The sequence below is a fragment of the Streptomyces sp. NPDC056987 genome (assembly GCF_042673865.1).
GTDB lineage: Bacteria > Actinomycetota > Actinomycetes > Streptomycetales > Streptomycetaceae > Streptomyces.
Genome location: NZ_JBHURV010000033.1, coordinates 1 through 19,732, shown reverse-complemented (window position 1 = coordinate 19,732; position 19,732 = coordinate 1). Strand labels below are relative to the sequence as shown.

The 19,732-nt window shown below is 69.3% G+C and carries 20 protein-coding genes and 1 pseudogene; 11 read left to right on the top strand and 10 right to left on the bottom strand.

All coding sequences use genetic code 11. From position 1 onward, the window contains the following. Positions 1-10 precede the first annotated feature (10 nt). On the top strand, positions 11-490 hold the full coding sequence (locus tag ACFTZC_RS30855) for an NUDIX hydrolase (protein WP_365807478.1): 480 nt from the start codon (positions 11-13) through the stop codon (positions 488-490). Between the two features lie 79 nt (positions 491-569). Here ACFTZC_RS30855 and ACFTZC_RS30850 read toward each other — a convergent pair whose 3' ends face one another. Both ACFTZC_RS30850 and ACFTZC_RS30845 read right to left on the bottom strand, forming a co-directional pair. Then, on the bottom strand, positions 570-2,486 hold the full coding sequence (locus ACFTZC_RS30850; RefSeq protein WP_382895252.1) for a globin domain-containing protein: 1,917 nt from the start codon (positions 2,484-2,486) through the stop codon (positions 570-572). Between the two features lie 316 nt (positions 2,487-2,802). Beyond that, positions 2,803-3,453 carry an HAD family hydrolase gene (locus ACFTZC_RS30845; RefSeq protein WP_382895250.1) on the bottom strand — a complete coding sequence of 217 codons (651 nt, stop codon included), beginning with the start codon at positions 3,451-3,453 and terminating at the stop codon, positions 2,803-2,805. An 85-nt stretch (positions 3,454-3,538) separates the two neighbouring features. On the opposite strand from ACFTZC_RS30845, the gene ACFTZC_RS30840 reads away from it, so the two are divergent. The 4 genes from ACFTZC_RS30840 (at position 3,539) to ACFTZC_RS30825 (ending at position 6,589) form a co-directional block, all read left to right on the top strand. After that, complete coding sequence (locus tag ACFTZC_RS30840) at positions 3,539-4,066, top strand: DUF2269 domain-containing protein (RefSeq protein WP_382895248.1); 528 nt, start codon at positions 3,539-3,541, stop codon at positions 4,064-4,066. Positions 4,067-4,071: 5 nt separating this feature from the next. After that, positions 4,072-4,929, top strand: a complete 858-nt coding sequence (locus ACFTZC_RS30835) for a GNAT family N-acetyltransferase (protein ID WP_382895246.1) — start codon at positions 4,072-4,074, stop codon at positions 4,927-4,929. A 42-nt stretch (positions 4,930-4,971) separates the two neighbouring features. Further along, the gene (locus ACFTZC_RS30830; protein ID WP_382895244.1) at positions 4,972-5,424 is read left to right on the top strand and encodes a GNAT family N-acetyltransferase; all 453 of its coding nucleotides are present in this window, start codon (positions 4,972-4,974) and stop codon (positions 5,422-5,424) included. Positions 5,425-5,536: 112 nt separating this feature from the next. Next, entirely contained in the window at positions 5,537-6,589 is a 1,053-nt protein-coding gene (locus ACFTZC_RS30825) for a restriction endonuclease (protein WP_382895242.1), read from the top strand. Positions 6,590-6,705: 116 nt separating this feature from the next. On the opposite strand, the gene ACFTZC_RS30820 is transcribed toward ACFTZC_RS30825, so the two are convergent. Continuing rightward, entirely contained in the window at positions 6,706-8,088 is a 1,383-nt protein-coding gene (locus ACFTZC_RS30820) for a serine hydrolase domain-containing protein (RefSeq protein WP_382895241.1), read from the bottom strand. Positions 8,089-8,233: 145 nt separating this feature from the next. On the opposite strand from ACFTZC_RS30820, the pseudogene ACFTZC_RS30815 reads away from it, so the two are divergent. Continuing rightward, a pseudogene (locus ACFTZC_RS30815) lies at positions 8,234-8,605 on the top strand (VOC family protein); the annotation flags it as partial. Positions 8,606-8,640: 35 nt separating this feature from the next. Here the strand turns inward: ACFTZC_RS30815 and ACFTZC_RS30810 are convergent. Next, a complete protein-coding gene (locus ACFTZC_RS30810; RefSeq protein ID WP_382895239.1) occupies positions 8,641-9,675 on the bottom strand; it encodes an aminoglycoside phosphotransferase family protein in 1,035 nt (344 codons plus the stop codon). A 58-nt stretch (positions 9,676-9,733) separates the two neighbouring features. After that, the gene (locus ACFTZC_RS30805; RefSeq protein ID WP_382895237.1) at positions 9,734-10,648 is read right to left on the bottom strand and encodes an SDR family NAD(P)-dependent oxidoreductase; all 915 of its coding nucleotides are present in this window, start codon (positions 10,646-10,648) and stop codon (positions 9,734-9,736) included. Positions 10,649-10,699: 51 nt separating this feature from the next. Between ACFTZC_RS30805 and ACFTZC_RS30800 the strand changes: the two genes are divergently transcribed. Then, positions 10,700-11,350: a TetR/AcrR family transcriptional regulator gene (locus ACFTZC_RS30800; RefSeq protein WP_382895235.1), complete on the top strand. Its 651-nt coding sequence runs from the start codon at positions 10,700-10,702 to the stop codon at positions 11,348-11,350. 68 nt (positions 11,351-11,418) lie between these two features. On the opposite strand, the gene dnaB is transcribed toward ACFTZC_RS30800, so the two are convergent. Beyond that, positions 11,419-12,876, bottom strand: coding sequence for a replicative DNA helicase (gene dnaB / locus ACFTZC_RS30795; RefSeq protein WP_365807692.1), 1,458 nt, complete (start codon positions 12,874-12,876; stop codon positions 11,419-11,421). Positions 12,877-13,316: 440 nt separating this feature from the next. On the opposite strand from dnaB, the gene ACFTZC_RS30790 reads away from it, so the two are divergent. Further along, a complete protein-coding gene (locus ACFTZC_RS30790; protein ID WP_382895233.1) occupies positions 13,317-14,654 on the top strand; it encodes an MATE family efflux transporter in 1,338 nt (445 codons plus the stop codon). A 186-nt stretch (positions 14,655-14,840) separates the two neighbouring features. On the opposite strand, the gene rplI is transcribed toward ACFTZC_RS30790, so the two are convergent. The 4 genes from rplI to rpsF form a co-directional block, all read right to left on the bottom strand. After that, on the bottom strand, positions 14,841-15,287 hold the full coding sequence (gene rplI, locus ACFTZC_RS30785) for a 50S ribosomal protein L9 (RefSeq protein WP_365807510.1): 447 nt from the start codon (positions 15,285-15,287) through the stop codon (positions 14,841-14,843). Between the two features lie 18 nt (positions 15,288-15,305). Further along, entirely contained in the window at positions 15,306-15,542 is a 237-nt protein-coding gene (gene rpsR / locus ACFTZC_RS30780; protein WP_003967857.1) for a 30S ribosomal protein S18, read from the bottom strand. Between the two features lie 44 nt (positions 15,543-15,586). Further along, positions 15,587-16,186 (bottom strand): single-stranded DNA-binding protein, encoded by a 600-nt coding sequence (locus ACFTZC_RS30775; protein ID WP_382895230.1) that lies wholly within the window; start codon positions 16,184-16,186, stop codon positions 15,587-15,589. Positions 16,187-16,260: 74 nt separating this feature from the next. Further along, entirely contained in the window at positions 16,261-16,551 is a 291-nt protein-coding gene (gene rpsF / locus ACFTZC_RS30770) for a 30S ribosomal protein S6 (protein ID WP_006604399.1), read from the bottom strand. Positions 16,552-16,822: 271 nt separating this feature from the next. Here rpsF and ACFTZC_RS30765 point away from each other — a divergent pair, with 271 nt between their 5' ends. From ACFTZC_RS30765 to ACFTZC_RS30755, 3 genes are all read left to right on the top strand, one after another. After that, positions 16,823-17,137: a hypothetical protein gene (locus tag ACFTZC_RS30765; RefSeq protein WP_365807513.1), complete on the top strand. Its 315-nt coding sequence runs from the start codon at positions 16,823-16,825 to the stop codon at positions 17,135-17,137. A 155-nt stretch (positions 17,138-17,292) separates the two neighbouring features. Beyond that, positions 17,293-18,411, top strand: a complete 1,119-nt coding sequence (locus ACFTZC_RS30760) for a peptidoglycan bridge formation glycyltransferase FemA/FemB family protein (RefSeq protein WP_365807514.1) — start codon at positions 17,293-17,295, stop codon at positions 18,409-18,411. Between the two features lie 168 nt (positions 18,412-18,579). Beyond that, complete coding sequence (locus ACFTZC_RS30755; RefSeq protein WP_365807516.1) at positions 18,580-19,611, top strand: alanine racemase; 1,032 nt, start codon at positions 18,580-18,582, stop codon at positions 19,609-19,611. Positions 19,612-19,732 lie beyond the last annotated feature (121 nt).

The following is a 19,732-nucleotide window of genomic DNA, read 5'->3' as shown; positions in this document are numbered from 1 at the left end:
ACCTCTTCCCATGACCGAACGGCCCGTGGTCAAGCGCACCGCACGCGCCATCCTGCTGGACGGCGACGACCTGATCCTGATCAAACGGACCAAGCCAGGAGTGGATCCGTACTGGCTCACACCCGGCGGCGGGGTCGAGAGAACGGACGCCACCGTCGTCGACGCCCTCCACCGCGAAGTGGACGAGGAACTCGGCGCCAAGATCATCGATGTGGTGCCGTGCTTCGTGGACACCGTGGAGCACATCGCCGACGGCGGCGTCACCGGCGTGAAGGTGCAGCACTTCTTCGTCTGCCGGCTGGACTCGATGGACCCTTCGCTGCGGCACGGCCCCGAGATCGACGAGCCGCTCGGGGAGTACGAGATCGTCCGGGTGCCGTTCAGCCGGGTCGGCATCGCCGCCGTCCATCTCGTACCGCTCTCCCTGCGCCACTACCTGGACGGCAACATCGAGGGCGTGCGCGCGATGCACGCCCCCGACCTGGGCTGACCGGCGGCCCCGGCCGACACGACCCGGCCGGGGAGCGGTGCCCCGGACGTTCCGCGGTCGGGTCTTCCGTGACCGGGTACTACGTGGCCGCCGCGACCAGCTCCTCGAGAGAGTCGTGGCGGATCCGGTCCGAGGGGATCCCGGCGCCCCGCAGCGCGTCCACACTGCTGCGGATCATCCCGGGCGGCCCCGACAGATACGCGTCGAACTCGTGCCACGGGCCGTGGTCGCGCACCGCCTCGGGGAGCCGCCCCGTCAGTCCCGCCGTGGGCCCCTCCGCGACCACCGGGCGCACCGACAGCCACGGGTGCGCACTCTCCAGCTCCAGCATCGTCTCGATGTCGTACAGGTCGTGATCACTGCGCGCGCCGTAGAACACCTCCACCGGACGCCGCTGCCCGCGCTCGGCGACATCCTCGATGAGCGCCTTGATCGGTGCGATGCCGGTCCCTCCGCCCAGACAGAGCAGGCCGTTGTCCGTGCTGTGGTCGACGGTCATGGAGCCGGCCGGCGGCCCCAGTCGCAGCACGTCGCCGGGCTTCGCGTGATGGACCAGCGCGTTGGACACCCAGCCCGCCGGCACCGCCTTGACGTGGAACGACAGCAGACCGTCCGGGCGGGGCGCCGACGCGAAGGAGTAGTGCCGCCAGACCCGCGGCCACCACGGCGTCTCCAGACTCGTGTACTGCCCGGCGAGGAAGGGGTACGGCTGGTCCGGACGGACCGTCACCACGGCGATGTCGGAGGTCCGCGACTCGTGCGCGACGACCTCGGCCTGCCACCACGCCGGAGCGTGCTGCTCGTTCTCGGCCGCCGCGTCGATCATGATCTGGGAGATGGTCGTGTACGTCCGGACCCAGGCCCCCTCGGTTTCCTCGTCCCAGCTGGCCGAGGCGTAACGCGCCAGCGCGCCCATGAGGGCCTCACCGACCGCGGGGTAGTGCGCGGACTGGGTGCCGTACTTGCGGTGCCCGCGGCCCAGCTGCCGGAGATAGTCCGTGAGAACGGCCGGCGAGTCCATGTGCTCCGCGGCCGTCAGCAGCGCCCTGAGCAGCCGGTCGCGCTGCGCGTCCATCGCCACCGGGAACAGCCCGCGCAGATCGGGGTGGCGCACGAAGAGAAGCGAGTAGAAGTACGAGGTGAGCTGATCGGACACCGGGGCGACCTCGGCCAGCGTCCGGCGGACGAGAATCGCGTCCGGCGAGGCGTTCGGATCGGGCGCCGCGGGAGCGGGCGGCACGACCGACGGCTGCCCCGCCGGTGCCGCCGGGGCGGCGGCCGGCGCCTCGGGCGGCAGCGCCGCCGACACGGACATCTGCGGCGGCGGAGAGACGCCCGGAGAGGCATCCTGCACACGCTCCTCGCCACCCGAAGGCTCCGCGGCCCACTCGGCGTCAGCCGGTTCGGGCGCCGCACCGGCGCTCTCGCCGCCCAGGGGTCGCTCGTACTCCGGCTGCACGGGATGGTGCCGTACGGCGTCGTCGGCATACGGCGGTACGGGGCCGGGGCGCGCGGCGGCCGAGCGTACGGCCGCCTCCGCGGCGGCCGCGGAAACGGGCCCGCCGATCCCGCCGGCTGTCGTCCCGGGTCCTTCGGAGACCTGCGGATGGGCCGCGGGACCCTCCCCCGCGCGCGTGCCCTTGGGCCGCGGCCGGAACGCGTCGGGAACACTCTCGTCCGCGGGGAACGGCTGCGCGGGCGACGGCTGCTCCGTACCAGGATCCTGGCCCGGGGCGGCCGGGCCGTCGCGCCACGGCGGCGCCGTACGGGTCCCGCCGGAGCCCACCGGGCGCAGCGAGGCGAAGGTACGGCCCTGGGGGGGTATTCGGTCCCGGCCGGCCGCCTCTCCGGCACCGCCCGACGCCGTCGGGTCCGGCCGGCCCTCGCCGCTCGGCGCCCGCCGAGGGGAGAACCAACCGCCGCCCGCGCGCTCCCCGGAGCCGCCGTCGTCCCCGGGAGTGCCGTTGTCAGCCGACGTGGTGGTCGGAGCGTCCATCGTGTGCCTCGCCTCGAACATCTTTCGGTCGGTCTGCGCACATCCGCTGGTCCGGAATACGCAGGCAATTCCCCGTTCTGACTCGGACTGCCGACAGCCCGCCCAACCCCCGCCTCAGCCCCCGCGGGGACAGGAAGCGCGGGAATACGGCACAGCGCGCAACGCCCGTCGTCGCAGCATGGCAGGCCATGCCGCGACAGCGGACAAAGAGCGTGAAGTTCGGGCATCCACACTGGATTTACCGTTAGGGTGCATCGCTCCCGCACTCAATCGCCGGATCCCCGCCGCGTTTCCACGGCACCTCCGGACCAGAGTATTACTGCTGGAGGCTCACCAGTTCATAGACCTCGCGCAGATCGTCTCCCGCGTACGTGTACGTGGCGAGCCCCGACAGGTGATGATCGGCATTCACGGCCACGGCACAGGGCACCACCGTGAAGATCTCCGCATCGGACATCGAATCACCATAGGCAACACAGCGGTCCAGCCCCACCCCGAACTCTGCACACAGCCGATTCGCGATCTTCACTTTCGCGGCGGGGTTGAGAATGCCCGCCCGGTCCACCGGCTCGGTGAAAGGCAGACCCGGCCACCGCGAACCATGCGTGGCGTGCGCACCCCACTCCAGCAGCCGCGAAACAAAGAAATCAGGCGAGAGGGAGATAACAGCGCAGTAATCACCTCTCTTCCGGATGTCACCCCACACCTCACGGATTCCCGACAGCCAGGGAGCACCCTCGAAAGCCGCTGCCACCTGCTCCACCGTCAGCTCGGCCCACAGCTCCCGGGCCCGTACCGCGAACTCGTCAGGCGGCAGCCCACGAGAGACGAAGTCCCGCTCCAGCTCGGCGATCTCGCGGCCCACCCCCAACTGCCGGGAGATCTCTACGGCGGCGGCCGAACCACGGATCAGCGTGCCATCGAGGTCGAAGAGATGAAGCCTGGGTCCGCTCGCCGTGCTCGTCATACTCGCCATGTACGCCGAGGCTAGTACGCGCGGTTACTCCCGTGGGCAGACGCCCGCCGCCCACCCGCCAGGCACCGTGTTTCACGTGAAACAACTCAAGCGGCCCATGCGCCGGACCCTCCTCGCCCTCCACGTCATCGTCTCCGTGAGTTGGCTGGGACTCGCCCTCGGTCTGCTGGCCCTCGGTATCGCGGCCTACACCGCGGAAGACCCCGCCACCACGCAGGCCGCCTACCGCGCCATGCAGATCGTCGCCGACTGGTTGATCGTCCCCCTCGCCCTGCTCGCCTTCCTCAGCGGCGTACTGCTCTCCCTCGGCACCCCCTGGGGCCTGGCGCGCCACCACTGGGTCCGGATCAAGTTCTGGCTGACTCTCGTCACGCTCTCGGCGACCGTCTTCGCCCTGCGGCCGAACATCCACCAGGCCGCGGCCGACGGACAGCCCGACCTCAGCCTCGTCGCGGCCCCCGTCGTCTCCGCCACCGCCTACCTCTTCCTGACGGCCATCTCCGTCCTCAAGCCCTGGGGGCTCACCCGCCGCGGCCGACGCCTCCGGGTCCTGGCCACTTCCCGTAAAACGGTGGACGAACGATCACCGGCTCCGACAGCCTGATCTCCATGCCGACACCGCACTCCGCACTGCCCGTCCGGCGCCTGACCATGAGAGATCTCACGGCCTGCGCGGACCTCGCCGAAGACCGTGACTGGGCACGCGAAGAACACCGATGGGGCCTGCTCCTGTCGGCGGGCGTCGGTCACGGCATCGACGACCCGGACGGCAAGGGCCTGGCCGCCGTCTGCGTCGTCACCTCCTACGGCCGTGAACTCGCCGCCGTCGGCATGCTCCTCGTCGCCGGCCGGCACGCCCGTCAGGGACTCGGACAACGTCTGATGACCCATGTCCTGCGTGAGGCCGGCACCACACCGCTCGTCCTCTACGCCACGCCCCACGGCAGACCGCTCTACGAACGGCTCGGCTTCACCGGTATCGGCACCATCGAGACCGTCCTCGGCCGCTTCCGGCCCTCAGGCCCCGGTACACCGCTCCCGGCGACGAGGCCCGCGACCGCCGCCGACCTGCCCGCCATCGTCCGCCTCGACAACGAGGTCTTCGGAGCGGACCGCACCCACCTACTCGCGCGACTCCCCGCCTTCGCCGACCGCTTCGCTGTCGCCGAGGAAGCCTCCGCGATCACCGGCTATGCGGCGGCCTGGCCCACCCCGGCGACCGATGTCATCGGCCCCCTCGTCGCCCGGGACACCGACACCGCGAAGGCCCTGATCTCCGCCCTCGCCCCCGGTCCGGACCGGCCGCTGCGCACTTCCGTCGACGTACGCGACGAAGGGCTGCTGAACTGGCTGAAAGAACACGGTCTGGAACTCGCCAACCACACCACGCTCATGACGTACGGCCTCCCCGACCTGCCCGGCGACCGGGCCCGCCGCTTCGCACCACTGACCCTGGCCACGGGCTGACCGCCCACCCCGGCCACACCCCGGCGGCGTACGCTGCCGACCATGAACGACGTGGAGATACGGCCCGCGGTCCCCGACGACATCCCTGCCATCGTGGCCCTGCTGGCGGACGACGCGCTCGGCGCACAGCGCGAGTCGCCCGACGACCTGACTCCGTATACCGCGGCCTTCGCCCGGCTGGCCGCCGACCCGAACCAGCACCTCGTCGTCGCCGTACGCGGCCACCGCGTGGTCGGAACCCTCCAGCTGACCATCGTCCCCGGGCTCTCCCGCCGCGGTGCCACCCGCTCCCTCATCGAAGCGGTACGGGTCCACTCCGACGAACGCGGCAGCGGCCTCGGCACCCGGTTCATCGAATGGGCGATCGACGTATCGCGCCGCGAGGGCTGCCAACTGGTCCAACTGACCTCCGACGCCACCCGCACCGACGCGCACCGCTTCTACGAGCGACTCGGCTTCACCGCCTCCCACGTCGGATTCAAACTGAGTATCTGAAAACCGCATCCTTATCCGATCCGGCTCGTTGCCCCCGGCAAGGGGGCGGGACATATGCCCATTCGGATCCCGCCCCTCCCACGGGCCGCACGGCCAGGAGGAGACGGACCACATGCTCGACGAGATGGCTCTGCTGGAGTCCAGCTCCCTGCGCGCAAGCGTCGCGGAACGCGACGAAGTCCTCGACAGAGTCAAAGAACTGGCCCTCTCACCGGACGGCCTGCATGCCACGACCAAGAACGTCGCCGCCTACTTCGAGGTCAGCGAGAACGCGATCTGGGCTGTCATCCACGACCATCGGAGCGAACTCGACGCCAACGGATACCGCGTTCTCAGCGGTGAGGAACTGACTTACTTCAAGCAAGTCTGTGGAATCAGGTCCCGCAGCCGCTCCCTCGGGATCTTCTCCCGTCGCGCCGTCCTGAACATCGCGATGCTGCTCCGCGACAGCATCGTCGCACGTCAGGTGCGTACATACCTGCTCGACAGCGAGCGGAGCCACTCCGCAGAGCCTGTGGATAACTTAATCCACAGGCTGAAGGAGTGGATCGACACCCGCATCACCGACGCCCTCGCCCTGCACCCCACCGCGCCCGCCGACGCCGACGCGGTGCGCATCGCCGAGGACATCGTCCGCACCACCATCGGCACGGCGGTCGTCCCGGCGCTCAACACAGCCATCCGGAACGACGGCGAGCAGCGCGCCCGGATCGAAGCCCTGGAGGACGAGGTGACCCGTCTCAAGCGCATCCTGCGCGAGAGCGAGGCAGCCGGTTCCATGGGCGCGCTCGACGCCATGAACAGCAGCCAGTTCGAGCAACACATCGCGTGGCTCTGCCGCCGTGACGGATGCGATCCGGTCATCGTGACCGGCGGCCACGGCGGCACCGGAGCCGACATCGTCGCCTACACGCCCGACGGACGCCGCGTGGTCGTCCAGTGCAGAGCACGCACCCCTGCGGCGACCATCACCAGCGGTGACGTACAGCGGTTCATCGGCATGGCCAAGCTCGACCACAAAGCCGACATCGCCCTGCTCGTCGCCACCTGCCCCTTCACCCGCGACGCACTGCTGCTCGCCGGACGCCATGACATGACCGCCGTCCACCGGGGTCTGCTGGAGGCATGGCACGGAGGCGCGAAACTCCAGGCGTTCCGCAACTGACCCACCTCAACGACAAGGCCCGAAGTCGCAATTCACGCTTGCGGCTTCGGGCCCGGTAGCACTCTACCGCCCCTCGACCGGAGCGTCCGGTTTCACGTGAAACATCACCATCGGCGCTACCCGTCGAGCCCGCGCCAGCCCCCCGCGTCCACCCCGCCGGGAACCGCGTCACCCGGCTCGTACGGCCCTCGGGTGAAGACGAACGAGCCGAGGTCGAGATGGCTCACGGATCCGTCGGGACGCCGCACCACCCGCAAGGTCTCCCCCGCGTAGTAACCGTCGAGCCCTGTCCAGCCGCCGTCGCCCGCCGGGACAAAGCTCGAACCCCGTCCGCCACCGCGCAACGGGCACAGCTCCAGCCCGCCGTCCGCCGTCAGCTTCAGCGCGACCGCCTGCGTACCCCAGTACCAGGGCCCGGTGAGCGCCAGCAGCTCCTGGTCCACCTCGGGCAGCGGCTTCCAGGGTGCCGGGATCCGTGGTTCCGCGTCCGCCACGATCCCGATCAGCTCCGCCGCCACCGAACCGGACGCCAGCCCCGACGTGGCATTGGCCAGCACCACCGCCGCCACCCCGTCGGCCACGCTCGCCCACAGGCCGGCGACAAACCCTGGCAGCGACCCCGTATGCCCCACCAGTGTCCGGTCGCCGTGCCGCATCAACTGCGTCCCGAGGCCGTAGCCGCCGTCCCACTGACCCGTCTCAGGTGCCACCGACGGCGTGCGCAGCTCCGCCACGGATGCCGCACTCAGGACCTTCTCATCGCCCTCCACGAGAAATCCCGCGAACCGGCAGAGGTCGGCGGCGGTCGACCACAGCTGACCCGCGGGCGCCATCAGCCCCAGAGACTCGACCCGTTCCGGCAGCATCACGTCGGCCCACGGGTGCACGGCCCAGCCGCCGGCGGCCGGCGCGACCGGCTGCGGTGTCGTACGGTCCATGGACAGCGGCTCAAGAACCTCACGCCGCAGGGCCTCCGCCCACGGCATGCCACGTACCGCCTCGACCAGCGAACCCAGCAGCGTGAACCCCGGATTGGAGTAGTGGTGCCGCCGTCCGGCGGGGTGCACCACCGGCCGTTCACCCAGCACATCCGCAAGCTCCGGGCGCAGCTCACCCGGCGTCCGCTCCCACCACGGAGCCGGACTCTCCGCGGCGAGCCCCGCACTGTGGTCCAGAAGCTGCGCGACGGTGACCTCACCCACCCCCGTGCCCGGAAGGTGCTTCTCCAGCGGGTCCGAGAGACCGATCAGCCCCTCGTCGCGCAACCGCAGCACCAGCACAGCCGTGAAGGTCTTCGTGATCGACCCGATCCGGTACTGCGTACCGGCGTCCGGCTCCTGCCCGCCCACGGAACCCCGCGCCCCCGACCACACCATCCGCCCGTCGCGAGCCACCGCCGCAACCACCGAAGGCACCCGCGCCTCCGCCTGCGCGACAGCGACACGATGCAGCAAGGCCCGTCGTGTTCCGGGCAACAACTCTTCCCAGGGTGTGGTCATGAACCACATCTACCCGCGCCGCACCGCCGCGTCGACCACATTTCGCCGTGCGCCGAAACCCTCGCCACCCCGCGCCGCCGGGAAACCGGGCGCCGCCTCAAAAAGTGCTGGACAAGCACCGCCGGCCATCACCACTGTGACCCCCATGACTTCTCTCGTGCATCACATATCGATCGACTGCAGCGACACCTACGCTCTCGGCACCTTCTGGGGCAAGGTCCTCGGTGCCTCCCTCGCCGACGACGACCTGCCCGGGGACTCGGAAGCGCTCCTCGAAGCGCGAGGCGTCACCCTGCTGTTCATCGCCGTTCCCGACGAAAAGATCGCCAAGAACCGGGTCCACTTCGACCTCCAGCCCCAGGAACGCACCCGTAACGAAGAGGTGGAACGCATCCTCGCGCTGGGCGCCACCCTCGTGGCCGACCGCCGCCGCCCCGACGGCTCGGGCTGGGTGACCCTCGCGGATCCCGAGGGCAACGAATTCTGCGTGGAGCGCAACGCGGCCGAACGAGCGGCCTGACCCGTCCGCACACAGCGCCCCCGCCTAACCGGTCAGCCCTCCGGGCGCCGCGACGGCAACGGCCGCACCCCGGGCCACAGTTCGCGCATACGCGCGCGCAGATCCAGGGAGAGACGGCTCACCGCCCCCAGCCCGGGCCGGCCAGAAGCCGCCCGCCCGACGACACCCAGCCGGTGCACCAGCCGCTGCCGCGCGGTCGCGGTGCCCCACGTCCAGTCCTCGTCCGGAACCCGCGCCAGATGGTCGGCGCTCCCCCGGAACGCCCGCTCCACCAGCGCGTCCCCCCGCAGCAACCAGCCCACACACGCGTCCACCGCATCGCCCTCCAGCTCGCTCCCCGTCTCCGCGCGCCACACCGAGCGATACTCCGCTTCCGCCCGCCCCAACAGCGGCGCGGACGCCTCGGTCACACACCAGCAGGTGGGAAAACCGATCCGCAGATACGCCAGTTCCACCAGACCACTGCCGAGGGACGCCTGCTCGAAGTCGATGAACCGAACTCCCGCGGCGGTGTGCAGGTCATTGCCGGGGCACGGATCCCCGTGCAGCAACGCGTCCCCGGGCAGACTGCCGAGCCGCGCCACCAAGGCGTCCAGCTCACCGGGTACCTCACGTGCCACAGGGACGGAGAGCGACTCCGCCAGCGCCAGAAACGACGCAACATCGCCCCGCGTCGGCCCGGCCCATCGCGGCAGCACCCCCGCGTCCCCGGGACCGGTCGCCGCATGCAACCGCGCCAGCCCGCCCGCGTACGCCACCACCCAGTCACCCGGCGGGCGCAGATGTTCCAGATCCTCCAGAACCAGCACCCGTTCCCCGGGATCCGTCCCCAGCACCGCGGGAACCACCGGCGGATCAACCCGCGCCGCCAGCCGCAACGCCGTCACCTCACGGGCGTACCGCTCATCCGCGTCCGGTCCCTCCACCACCTGCTTGACCACCGCGGATCCCCCGGCCAGCCCGACCCGCCACACCCGCGAACGCGGACTGCTCTCCAGCCGACGCGCCCCCACCGGCCGCCCCAGCTCCGCCCACACGCTCTCACCGAACTCCAGTCGCGATGCCATGCGGTCATCCTCCCCCGGCAAGGAACGGTTGCTCCGGCGGCTCGTTGATCGGTCCGCCCTAGCACCGGGCGGGTCCCACCCGACGGCCCCGGGTGGTGGGGACGGGGGTGGCTCCCTTCGGGTAGTGGCGGCGCAGGTTGGCGGCGAGGATGCGGTCGAGCGTGCGGTCGGACACCATCCGGACCAGGCGGGTGACCAGGGCGGCATCCCGGCCCACGGTGTAGCGGGTGCGCGGTCTGCGGGTCGTCACGGTCTTCGCGATGACCCGGGCTGCGGCGTCGGCGGTCAGGCCCGACGCCGTGCCCGAGGCCATGAACGTGTTGTTCGCCCGGACCAGGCTGCCGTAGCGCCCGTCGTGTTCCGGCGTCATCCGAGCGGCCAGGTCGTTCGCCGTCGCGATCCCGCGGGTGGCCATCTCCGTTCGGACGCCGCCGGGCTCGACTACGACGACCTGTACGCCCAGCGGCGCGACCTCCCGGCGCAGCGAGTCGCTGACCGCCTCCAGGGCGAACTTCGCACCGGCGTACGCGCCGTACGTGGCCATGGCGACCTTGCCACCGACCGAGCTGATGTTGATCACACGGCCCCTGCTGCGCAGCAAGGCGGGCAGGAGCGCCTGGGTGACGGCGATGTGGCCGAACAGGTTGACCTCGAACACCCGCCGCCACTGTGCCATCGGCAGGGCCTCGACCGGGGCGTTCACCTGGACGCCGGCGTTGTTGACGAGCGCGTGCAGCGCCCGCGGGTCGTCGGCGACCCGCGCGGCGAGTGCCTCCACGTGCTCGGCGTCGGTGATGTCGAGGATGACCGGTTCGATGCCGGTCGACCGGATGGCGTCGGCGTCCTGGTCGCGCCGCACGCCGGCCAGGACGTGGAATCCCCGGCGAGCCAGTTCGCGGGCGACTGACGCGCCCATGCCCGTGGAGGCTCCGGTTACGACGACCAGCTTCTGGATTTCAGATGACGTTGTCACCTCGATTAAGATACCAGTTCGGATGACACCGTCAACTGTAGGATGGACGTCATGGTCACCCGTGCGGAGTCCGCCGCCGTCACCCGCCGCGCCCTGCTCGACGCGGCCGCCGAACTCCTCGACCTCGGCGGCCCCGAAGCGGTCACCCTGCGCGAGGTGGGTGCGCGGGCAGGCGTGAGCCGGGGAGCGCCGTACCGGCACTTCACGGGCAAGGACAGCCTGCTGACCACCGTCGCGACCGAGAGCTGGCAACGGATCGGCGACCAGGTCCACGCGCTGAGGGCCGACCCTTCCCTGTCGGCCCCGGACACCCTGCGCGGTGCTCTCCACACCCTCGTCGGCATCGGCCGGGACCGGCCGCACCTGTACCAGATGCTGTTCAGGCGTCCCGGACACCGCCCCGAAGAACTCGGTGAAGGGCTCGATCACGTCCGGCGTCAGCTATGCGGACCGGCGGACGACCCGACCGCGGACCGCATCCGCGCGGCAGGACGCTTCCAGGACGAGTTCCTGGCCATCGTCGCCGCCCTCGTGGGGGAGCGGAGCGCACGGCACTACGGCGCCCTGCTGCTCACCAGCACCCACGGCATCACGGACATGGAGCTCAGCGGCCACTTGGAGACAGGCTCGTTGCACACCACCGCCGACGAACTCATCGACACCCTCGTCCGCATGGTCGCCGGCACCGGCGAAACGGCATAACGACGATCGCGCCTGTCGACCTGGTCGACGCGGAACCCGCACGAAACTCCGAGAGCCGGGCCGCCGACTCAGGTCTGCGCCATGTCCACGAAGCGCGAGTAGTGCCCCTGGAACGCCACCGTGATCGTCGCCGTCGGACCGTTACGGTGCTTCGCCACGATGAGGTCCGCCTCGCCGGCGCGCGGCGACTCCTTCTCGTACGCGTCCTCACGGTGCAGCAGGATCACCATGTCCGCGTCCTGCTCGATCGAGCCCGACTCACGCAGGTCGGAGACCATCGGCTTCTTGTCCGTACGCTGCTCGGGACCACGGTTGAGCTGCGACAGCGCGATCACCGGCAGCTCCAGCTCCTTGGCCAGCAGCTTCAGGTTTCGCGACATGTCAGAGACCTCCTGCTGCCGGCTCTCGGCGCGCTTCGAACCGCCCGACTGCATGAGCTGGAGGTAGTCGATGACCACCAGCCGGATGTCGTTGCGCTGCTTGAGACGACGGCACTTGGCCCGGATCTCCATCATCGACAGGTTCGGCGAGTCGTCGATGTACAGCGGCGCCTGCGAGACGTCCGGCATCCGGCGGGCCAGCCGAGTCCAGTCCTCGTCCGTCATCGTGCCCGACCTCATGTGGTGCAGCGCCACCCGCGCCTCCGCCGACAGCAGACGCATCGCGATCTCGTTCCGCCCCATCTCCAGGGAGAAGATCACGCTCGGCAGATTGTTCTTGATGGACGCCGCACGCGCGAAGTCCAGCGCCAGCGTGGACTTACCCATGGCCGGACGGGCCGCGATGACGATCATCTGGCCGGGGTGGAGACCGTTCGTGAGGGAGTCGAAGTCCGTGAAGCCGGTCGGCACCCCGGTCATCTCACCGCTGCGCGAACCGATCGCCTCGATCTCGTCGAGCGCGCCCTCCATGATGTCGCCCAGCGGCAGGTAGTCCTCGCTCGTCCGCTGCTCCGTGACGGCATAGATCTCGGCCTGAGCGGAGTTGACGATCTCATCGACGTCCCCGTCGGCCGCATACCCCATCTGTGTGATCTTCGTACCCGCCTCGACGAGCCGGCGCAGAACCGCCCGCTCGTGCACGATCTCCGCGTAGTACGACGCGTTCGCCGCCGTGGGCACCGACTGGACGAGGGTGTGCAGATACGAGGCCCCGCCGACCTTGCCGATCTCACCGCGCTTGACCAACTCGGCCGCCACCGTGATGGGGTCGGCCGGCTCCCCCTTGGCGTAGAGGTCGAGAATCGCCTGGAAGACCATCTCGTGCGCCGGACGGTAGAAGTCATGGCCCTTGATGATCTCCACGACATCGGCGATCGCGTCCTTGGACAGGAGCATGCCGCCGAGCACCGACTGCTCCGCGTCGAGATCCTGCGGAGGCACCCGCTCGAACCCGGAACCGCCGTCCCAGGGGCCGCTCTCGCTGCCCCGGTCGTGCTGCTCCTCGCGGCCCCGGCCCTCCCCACGGCGCTGCCGGGAGACAGGCAGACGGTCGCTGGGACCGGTATCGGTCCAGGGGTCGTCCAACGGCTCGGGAATGCTCACCGGCCACCTCCTCATGTCCGCCCAGCGGACCTCGCCGTGCCACTCTTTGTACGGCACGACACTGACAAAACGAGAGGTCTGACTCCGGTTCCGGCGCGTCGGACGCCGGTCCACGGTAGGCCCGTCAGCGACGTCAGCCAATCTTGTTATCCACAGGCCGTGTGGACGAAAGACCAGATGCTGTGGAGAACGTGCGCGAACCTGTGCACGGAGCGGGGGACAGTGCTGTGGACAAAGTCATACCGGCGGCCCCACACTGCTACTGACCTGGGCTTTTTCCATCCACCGGCTGTGGGGGAGAAAAACTTTCCCGACTGGGCCAAGATCAGCGGAACCACCGCACAACCGATCCTTCAGCAGAGACAGAAGTAAGGATCACCTACCGCTTGCATCACTTACCTGTGGAAGATTAGGTTGAGCGCATGACACAGGCCCCCTCGCCATCCAGGACGGTACGGCGACAGCACGATCGCGAGATCGTCGCACTCGCCGTTCCGGCCTTCGGGGCCCTCGTCGCGGAGCCGCTCTTCGTGATGTTCGACAGCGCCGTCGTCGGCCATCTCGGCACCCCGCAACTCGCCGGACTGGGCATCGCGGCGGCCCTGCTGACGACCGCCGTGTCCGTCTTCGTCTTCCTCGCCTACGCCACCACCGCGGCCGTCGCCCGACGGGTCGGTTCCGGCGACCTCCCGGCCGCCATCCGCCAGGGCATGGACGGCATCTGGCTGGCCCTGCTGCTCGGCGCCGCCGTCGTCGCGGTCGCCCTGCCCACCGCACCCTGGCTCATCGGTCTCTTCGGCGCCTCGGACACCGCCGCCCCGTACGCCGTCACCTATCTACGGATCTCCAGCCTCGGCATCCCCGCCATGCTGGTGGTTCTGGCCGCCACCGGCGTGCTGCGCGGGCTTCAGGACACCCGTACTCCGCTGTACGTCGCCATCGGCGGCTTCGGCGCCAACGCGGCGCTCAACGTCGCGCTCGTCTACGGCGCCGGCCTCGGCATCGCCGGCTCCGCCTGGGGCACGGTGATCGCGCAGTGCGCCATGGCCGCCGTCTATCTGGTCGTCGTCGTACGGGGAGCGCGTCGGCACGGCGCATCGCTGAGGCCCGACGCGGCGGGGATACGGGCCAGTGCACAGGCCGGTGCGCCACTGCTGGTCCGTACGCTCTCGCTGCGGGCAGTTCTGATGATCGCCACGGCGGTCGCCGCACGGCTCGGGGACGCGGACATCGCGGCACATCAGATTCTTCTGTCGCTGTGGAGCCTGATGGCATTCGCGCTCGACGCGATCGCCATCGCGGGGCAGGCCATCATCGGCCGCTATCTCGGGGCGGGGGACACCACGGGCGCCCGGGAGGTGTGCCGGCGCATGGTGCGGTGGGGCATCGTGTCGGGTGTGGTGCTAGGCGTGCTGATCGTGGTCGCGCGCCCCTTGTTCATTCCGTTGTTCACCGGGGACCCGGCGGTGCGGGAGACCTTGGTGCCCGCTCTGCTGGTGGTGGCGGTGACGCAACCGCTGGCGGGGATCGTGTTCGTACTGGACGGCGTGCTGATGGGCGCGGGGGACGGCCCGTATCTCGCCGGGGCCATGCTGGTGACGCTGGTGGTCTTCGCGCCGGTGGCTCTGCTCGTGCCGGTCCTGGGCGGCGGGCTGACGGCTCTCTGGTGGGCGATGGGGCTGATGATGACGGTCCGCATGCTGACGCTCTGGCTGCGGACCCGTTCCGGCCAGTGGCTGGTCACGGGCGCTACACGCTGACACACCCCGACCGGGCCACCGTTTCACGTGAAACACCCAGTGTGCCCGTTTCATATGAAACCTGGCACGACGCCGAGGCGAGGGGAACAGGGCCGGGCTGCGGGAACGAAGAGAGCGGGAACGAGAAGAGGGCCGTACCCCACCGGGATACGGCCCTCTTCCTGCGTGCTCTGCCGAGCGCGTCGCTTAGGCGGCGACGACCTCGACGCCGAGCTTCGCGGCGACCTCGGGGTGCAGACGCACCGACACCTGGTGCGAGCCCAGGGTCTTGATCGGCGAACCGAGCTCGATGCGACGCTTGTCGACCTCCGGACCACCGGCGGACTTGATCGCCGAGGCGAGGTCGGCCGGGGTGACGGAGCCGAAGAGGCGGCCGGCGTCGCCGGAGCGAACGGCCAGACGCACCTTCACACCTTCGAGGCGGGCCTTGATCTCGTTGGCCTGCTCGATGGTGGCGATCTCGTGGATCTTGCGGGCGCGGCGGATCTGCGCCACGTCCTTCTCGCCGCCCTTGGTCCAGCGGATCGCGAAACCGCGCGGGACCAGGTAGTTGCGGGCGTAGCCGTCCTTGACGTCGACGACGTCGCCGGCGGCGCCGAGGCCGGAGACCTCGTGGGTGAGGATGATCTTCATGATTCGGTCACCCTTCCCTTATCGCGCGGTGGACGTGTAGGGCAGCAGCGCCATCTCACGGCTGTTCTTGACTGCCGTGGCGACGTCACGCTGGTGCTGCGTGCAGTTGCCGGTGACGCGGCGGGCACGGATCTTGCCGCGGTCGGAAATGAACTTCCGCAGCATGTTCGTGTCCTTGTAGTCCACGTACTGGGTCTTGTCCTTGCAGAATGCGCAGACCTTCTTCTTAGGCTTGCGCACAGGCGGCTTCGCCATGGTGTTTCTCCTGTGTGATCAAGAAGTGGGGTGCGAGCCCGCCCTTAGAAGGGCGGCTCGTCCGAGTAGCCGCCGCCGGAGCTTCCGCCCCAGCCGCCTCCGTTGCCCCCGCCGCCCTGCGACTGCGACTGCTGACCGCCGCCGGCCGGCGCGCTGGTGGCCCACGGGTCGTCGGCGGGAGCACCGCCGCCGCCCTGCTGACCGCCACCACCGGGGCCGCCGCCCCAGTTTCCGCCGCCGCCCTGCTGGCCGCCGCCGTAACCGCCCTGGCCACCGCGGCCGGTGGTCTTGGTGACCTTGGCCGTGGCGTTCTTCAAGCTGGGGCCGACTTCCTCGACGTCCAGCTCGTAGACCGTGCGCTTGACGCCCTCGCGGTCCTCGTAGGACCGCTGCTTCAGCCGGCCCTGCACGACGACGCGCATGCCGCGCTGGAGCGACTCGGCGACGTTCTCCGCCGCCTGCCGCCAGACCGAGCAGGTGAGGAACAGGCTCTCGCCGTCCTTCCACTCATTGGTCTGCCGGTCGAAGGTGCGGGGAGTGGACGCGACGCGGAACTTCGCGACCGCCGCACCGGACGGGGTGAAGCGCAGCTCGGGGTCGTCGACGAGATTGCCGACGACCGTGATGACGGTCTCGCCTGCCATTGGGTGAACCTCTCGGCGGGGATTGCTTCTGGCTGCTTGCTGCTACTCGGTCCCGATGACGCTGAGCCGGTGGCTCAGTGGGTCTCGGGGCGGAGGACCTTGGTCCGGAGGACCGACTCGTTCAGGTTCATCTGTCGGTCGAGCTCCTTGACGACCGCAGGCTCGGCCTGGAGGTCGATGACCGAGTAGATGCCCTCGGGCTTCTTCTTGATCTCGTAAGAGAGACGACGACGGCCCCAGGTGTCGACCTTCTCGACCTTTCCGTTGCCCTCACGGACGACGGAGAGGAAGTTCTCGATCAGCGGGGAGACAGCGCGCTCCTCAAGATCGGGGTCGAGGATGACCATCACCTCGTAGTGACGCATGTGGAACCCACCTCCTTTGGACTCAGCGGCCACGGTCGTTCCGTGGCAGGAGGGTCGTGATGCGTGAGCAACGGTATCGGCGGCCACTGACAATCCGGCTCGTCGGACGAGCGGATCGTGTTCTGGCCAGGGCAGACACCGGTGCAGACCGTACAGACTACCCGCCCGGTGGCTTCCTGTTGAAATCCTGCCGCCCGCGGGCGCAATCTGTACACATCGGGTGTGCGCGGCGCTACGATGCGCCGCCTCCGGCAAGGCCAGGAGGTGCCAGATGGCACAGGCAATGCGACCGAACCCCTCCACGTCGCTTTTCTCGACGGACGGGAAGCCCCATCCGCTTCAGGACACTCTGATGGTGGTGACGGTGGCGCTGGGGCTTCTCGCCTTCGTCACGGCGTTCTTCCACCAGCTGCATCTGATCAGTTCGTGGGCGGGGCTGGTGGGGATCCTGACGGGCGCGTACGGGCAGTTCATCTCCGTGACGACGCGCGAGCGGTTCCTGCTGATCATCGGGCTGGGCGCCTCGGCGGTCGGCTTCTTCCTCGGTATGGCGCACGGCGGTCTGTTCGGCGGGGTCATCGGGTAGGCCTCTCCTACCGGCCGGGCCCAGGCCCGGTCACGCACTTTCCCGGTCGGCTCCGGCCGACGCCCAGACGGGGCGCTCCATCGGCGCAGTAGGCTTCGGCGCGAGAGCCGGAGCCCCTGTATCGATGGGGACACACCTGCCGAGGAGCGCCCCGTATGAGTCTGACCCTGAGGACCATCAGCCGTGAGCAGCATCTGGCGTATATCCAGAGTCTGCCCGCGGCGAGTCACTGCCAGGTCCCGGCGTGGGCTGACGTGAAGACGGAGTGGCGCTCCGAGAACCTGGGCTGGTTCGACAAGAACGGTGAACTGGTCGGCGCGGGGCTGGTGCTGTACCGGCAGTTGCCGAAGATCAAGCGCTATCTGGCGTATCTCCCCGAGGGTCCGGTGCTGAATTGGTATGCGCCGAATCTGGACGAGTGGATGCAGCCGATGCTGGCGCATCTGAAGCATCAGGGTGCTTTCTCGGTGAAAATGGGACCGCCGGTGGTGATCCGGCGGTGGAATGCCGCGGCGATCAAGTCGGGTATTCAGGATCCGGATGTGAAGCGCCTGCGTGATGTCGAGGCGTCGCACATCGAGCCGCGCGCCTTCGAGGTGTCGGACCGGCTGCGCAAGATGGGGTGGCAGCAGGGGGAGGACGGGGGCGCGGGGTTCGGCGACGTCCAGCCGCGTTATGTCTTCCAGGTGCCTTTGGCCAATCGTTCGCTGGACGATGTGCTGAAGGGGTTCAACCAGCTGTGGCGGCGCAACATCAAGAAGGCCGAGAAGGCCGGCGTCGATGTGGTGCAGGGGAGTTACGAGGATCTCGGTGAATGGCAGCGGTTGTACGAGATCACGGCGGAGCGGGATCATTTCCGGCCGCGGCCGTTGTCGTACTTCCAGCGCATGTGGAGTGTGCTGAACACCGAGGACCCGAATCGGATGCGTCTGTATTTCGCGCGTCATGAGGGTGAGAACGTGGCGGCGGCGACGATGCTGATCGTCGGTGGTCACGTCTGGTATTCGTACGGTGCTTCGGCGAATCACAAGCGCGAGGTGCGGCCTTCGAACGCGATGCAGTGGCGGATGCTGCGGGACGCGTATGCGATGGGTGCGACGGTGTACGACCTGCGCGGTATCTCCGACTCACTCGACGAGACCGATCATCTTTTCGGTCTGATCCAGTTCAAGGTGGGCACCGGCGGGGAGGCCGTCGAGTACATCGGGGAATGGGATTTCCCGCTGAACAAGCTGCTCCACAAGGCGCTCGACATGTACATGTCGCGCCGCTGATCGGTCGGTTGATCGGTCGGCCGACCGGTTGAGGTGCCGCCGTAGGTTTCCGGCGGCGGTGCGGGGTGGATCCTTCTGACAAGGAACTCCCACCCGCACGACGATTCATATTCTTATCACCGCAGCACTCTGATACACCGCAGCCGAGAGAAAGGTTCCGGACCGGCAATGGCGCTCTCCCTCTACGTCGACACCGCGCGCTGGCGGGCGCACCAGAAGTCGGTCATCGAGCAGTTCCCGGGGCTGGTCCCGGTCTGCAAGGGCAATGGCTACGGCTTCAGTCATGAACGTCTCTCCGACGAGACCACGCGGTTCGGCTCCGACATGCTGGCCGTGGGCACGATTTACGAGGCCGCCCGCATAAAGGACTGGTTCAGCGGCGATCTGCTGGTCCTCACCCCCTTCCGCCGGGGTGAGGAGCCGGTGCCGCTGCCGGACCGGGTGGTGCGCTCGGTCTCGTCCGTCGACGGCGTGTACGCCCTGGTGGGCGCCCGTGTGGTCATCGAGTGCATGAGCTCGATGAAGCGCCACGGGGTGAAGGAGGAGGAGCTGGGCCAGCTCCACGCCGCCATAGAGGACGTACGGCTGGAGGGCTTCGCCCTGCACCTTCCGCTGGACCGTACGGACGGTTCCGACGCGGTCGAGGAAGTCATCGCGTGGATGGACCGGCTGCGCGCCGCCCGGCTTCCGCTGCACACGATGTTCGTGAGCCACCTCGCGGCGTCCGAGCTGGCGCGGCTTCAGCAGCAGTTCCCGCAGACCCGTTTCCGCGCGCGGATCGGCACGCGGCTGTGGCTGGGCGACCACGAGGCGACCGAGTACCGGGGTTCGGTGCTGGACGTGACGCGGGTCGCCAAGGGGGACCGGTTCGGTTACCGGCAGCAGAAGGCCGCGTCCGACGGCTGGCTGGTGGTCGTGGCGGGGGGCACGTCGCACGGCGTGGGGCTGGAGGCCCCGAAGGCGCTGCACGGGGTGATGCCGCGGGCGAAGGGGGTCGCCCGGGCGGGGCTGGCGACGGTGAACCGGAACCTGTCGCCGTTCGTCTGGGACGGCAAGCAGCGCTGGTTCGCGGAGCCGCCGCACATGCAGGTGTCGATCCTGTTCGTGCCGTCGGACGCGCAGGAGCCGCGGGTCGGGGATGAGCTGGTGGCGCATCTGCGCCATACGACGACGCAGTTCGACCGGCTGGTGGACCGCTGACGCGCCGGACGCGCATCACGCCGTAACACCGTACGGCCGTAGCACGTAGAGCCGTAGCACCGCAGGACCGTAACGCCATAGGGCCGTAGCTCCGGGAAACGGGTGAAGGCGCCACCTCGCG

Excerpts from the sequence above, each read along its gene's own strand:
- rpsF (WP_006604399.1), bottom strand. The coding sequence starts at position 16,551 with ATGCGTCACTACGAGGTGATGGTCATCCTCGACCCCGATCTTGAGGAG.
- ACFTZC_RS30775 (WP_382895230.1), bottom strand. The coding sequence starts at position 16,186 with ATGGCAGGCGAGACCGTCATCACGGTCGTCGGCAATCTCGTCGACGAC.
- ACFTZC_RS30790 (WP_382895233.1), top strand. The coding sequence starts at position 13,317 with ATGACACAGGCCCCCTCGCCATCCAGGACGGTACGGCGACAGCACGAT.
- ACFTZC_RS30755 (WP_365807516.1), top strand. The coding sequence starts at position 18,580 with ATGGCGCTCTCCCTCTACGTCGACACCGCGCGCTGGCGGGCGCACCAG.
- ACFTZC_RS30800 (WP_382895235.1), top strand. The coding sequence starts at position 10,700 with ATGGTCACCCGTGCGGAGTCCGCCGCCGTCACCCGCCGCGCCCTGCTC.
- ACFTZC_RS30830 (WP_382895244.1), top strand. The coding sequence starts at position 4,972 with ATGAACGACGTGGAGATACGGCCCGCGGTCCCCGACGACATCCCTGCC.
- ACFTZC_RS30845 (WP_382895250.1), bottom strand. The coding sequence starts at position 3,453 with ATGACGAGCACGGCGAGCGGACCCAGGCTTCATCTCTTCGACCTCGAT.
- ACFTZC_RS30760 (WP_365807514.1), top strand. The coding sequence starts at position 17,293 with ATGAGTCTGACCCTGAGGACCATCAGCCGTGAGCAGCATCTGGCGTAT.
- ACFTZC_RS30810 (WP_382895239.1), bottom strand. The coding sequence starts at position 9,675 with ATGGCATCGCGACTGGAGTTCGGTGAGAGCGTGTGGGCGGAGCTGGGG.
- rpsR (WP_003967857.1), bottom strand. The coding sequence starts at position 15,542 with ATGGCGAAGCCGCCTGTGCGCAAGCCTAAGAAGAAGGTCTGCGCATTC.
- ACFTZC_RS30820 (WP_382895241.1), bottom strand. The coding sequence starts at position 8,088 with ATGACCACACCCTGGGAAGAGTTGTTGCCCGGAACACGACGGGCCTTG.
- ACFTZC_RS30855 (WP_365807478.1), top strand. The coding sequence starts at position 11 with ATGACCGAACGGCCCGTGGTCAAGCGCACCGCACGCGCCATCCTGCTG.
- ACFTZC_RS30765 (WP_365807513.1), top strand. The coding sequence starts at position 16,823 with ATGGCACAGGCAATGCGACCGAACCCCTCCACGTCGCTTTTCTCGACG.
- ACFTZC_RS30835 (WP_382895246.1), top strand. The coding sequence starts at position 4,072 with ATGCCGACACCGCACTCCGCACTGCCCGTCCGGCGCCTGACCATGAGA.
- rplI (WP_365807510.1), bottom strand. The coding sequence starts at position 15,287 with ATGAAGATCATCCTCACCCACGAGGTCTCCGGCCTCGGCGCCGCCGGC.
- ACFTZC_RS30825 (WP_382895242.1), top strand. The coding sequence starts at position 5,537 with ATGCTCGACGAGATGGCTCTGCTGGAGTCCAGCTCCCTGCGCGCAAGC.
- ACFTZC_RS30850 (WP_382895252.1), bottom strand. The coding sequence starts at position 2,486 with ATGGACGCTCCGACCACCACGTCGGCTGACAACGGCACTCCCGGGGAC.